The sequence below is a fragment of the Shewanella sp. 11B5 genome (assembly GCF_002836795.1).
Taxonomy (GTDB): Bacteria; Pseudomonadota; Gammaproteobacteria; order Enterobacterales; family Shewanellaceae; genus Shewanella; species Shewanella frigidimarina.
Window position 1 is genome coordinate 1 of record NZ_PJAP01000791.1, and the last position, 1,741, is coordinate 1,741.

A 1,741-nucleotide genomic window follows, 5' to 3' on the forward strand; every position below is an offset into this window, starting at 1 on the left:
ATTACGAGCGCCGAAGATGAAAGGCTTCATCTTAGGGTTCCAGTAACGAGTTTGGTGACCGAAGTGAACACCAGCTTGTAGCATGTCGCGCATTGAAACAGTAGTCATTGTATTTACCTTAATGTAAGGGGTTAGACCTCCACGCATCCCATGTTTCGACTTTCTAACTTCTGTTAAGAATGAGAAAGCACCCCGAAAAATGTGTCGATACGTGTGTGATTTAGTATTTAAGTTAATTGCCATGTATAATGACCGCCATATTTTACGATTTGCCGAACACAATGTATACCTTGCTAAAAAAGCAGCGATTGACATTGTATTAACTCGAACCGTACAACAACGATCTTACACATAACGGCGCGCTTTATACCATAAACGGCATGTAAATACAAATTTTTGCCGTAAAATCCTTGGATAAAACAAGCCTATTTTGACCGCCAAAAAGATAGAGAGTTTTCATGAGTATTGTGATCAAAAATGCAGACGAGATAGAAAAAATGCGTGCAGCGGGTAAATTAGCGGCGCAAGTATTAGAAATGGTAGCTCCACATGTTAAGGCTGGAGTGACCACAAATGAGTTAGACGAAATTTGTGCTAAATACACCGAAGAGCAAGGTGCTATTTCTGCACCGCTTAATTATCACGGATTTCCGAAGTCTATTTGTACCTCGGTAAATGAAGTCGTATGCCACGGTATTCCTTCTGAGTACGTGTTGAAAGATGGCGATATGATTAACCTAGATATTACTGTCATCAAAGACGGTTATCATGGTGATACTTCGAAAATGTTTTTAATCGGTGAAGTATCAGCAAAAGACAAACGTTTGAGCCGCATTGCCCAAGAAAGCTTGTATTTAGCCATTCGCAAAGTGCGTCCTGGTTTAAAATTAGGCGAAATTGGTACAACCATCGAAAAATTCATCAAAACAAGTAAAACAGGGCTTGATAAGTACTCCATCGTACAAGATTATTGTGGTCATGGTATTGGCACAGGTTTCCACGAAGAACCGCAAGTTGTTCATTATAAAAATAATGACAAGACCGTGTTAAGACCCGGTATGTGCTTTACGATTGAACCAATGATCAATGCAGGTCGACATACTACTGTGTTGGATAAAAGTGATAATTGGACTGTCACAACTTCTGATAGTAAAAATTCTGCACAATGGGAACATACACTTTTAGTGACCCAAACCGGTGTAGAAGTGCTAACGTTGCGTGAAGAAGAAGACTTTCCACGTATCATTAATCACTAAAGACTCAAATTAGTAAGGACATCAATGAATACTGCGCTGGCCGCCAAAAACGCATTAATTGACTTAAACCAGCGCTTAGTTGAGCAGTACACTGCAAAACACCCTATTGCTGATATTGTTAAACACCGCAGTCAATTTGTTGATGCTTTACTAACACAAACTTGGCAAGATTTTGGCTTACATAATAACCATCTTGCCTTAGTTGCCGTTGGTGGCTATGGTCGTGGTGAATTGCATCCTTATTCAGATATTGACTTACTTTTTTTGGTCGACGATGAACAACTATCACCTGAGACTGAAACTAAACTGGGTCAATTCATTACTTACCTTTGGGATACTGGGCTTGAAATAGGCCACAGTGTCCGCACAATTGCGCAAACCATTGAGCAAGGTAAAGCAGACATCACCATTGCCACAAATCTCATTGAAGCCAGATTGCTCACAGGTAATGAATATCTATTTGACGTGTTATACGATGCTATTCG

The 1,741-nt window shown here is 40.0% G+C and carries 3 protein-coding genes; 2 read left to right on the top strand and 1 reads right to left on the bottom strand.

Annotated features, from left to right (window positions below):
* On the bottom strand, positions 1–108 hold a 108-nt coding region (locus tag CXF78_RS16495), incomplete at its 3' end, for a 30S ribosomal protein S2 (protein ID WP_145991513.1).
* Positions 109–458: 350 nt separating this feature from the next.
* Here CXF78_RS16495 and map point away from each other — a divergent pair.
* The gene (map, locus tag CXF78_RS16500; RefSeq protein ID WP_011636743.1) at positions 459–1,256 is read left to right on the top strand and encodes a type I methionyl aminopeptidase; all 798 of its coding nucleotides are present in this window, start codon (positions 459–461) and stop codon (positions 1,254–1,256) included.
* A gap of 24 nt (positions 1,257–1,280) precedes the next feature.
* On the top strand, positions 1,281–1,741 hold a 461-nt coding region (locus tag CXF78_RS16505; RefSeq protein ID WP_180957192.1), incomplete at its 3' end, for a nucleotidyltransferase domain-containing protein.

Excerpts from the sequence above, each read along its gene's own strand:
- map (WP_011636743.1), top strand. The coding sequence starts at position 459 with ATGAGTATTGTGATCAAAAATGCAGACGAGATAGAAAAAATGCGTGCA.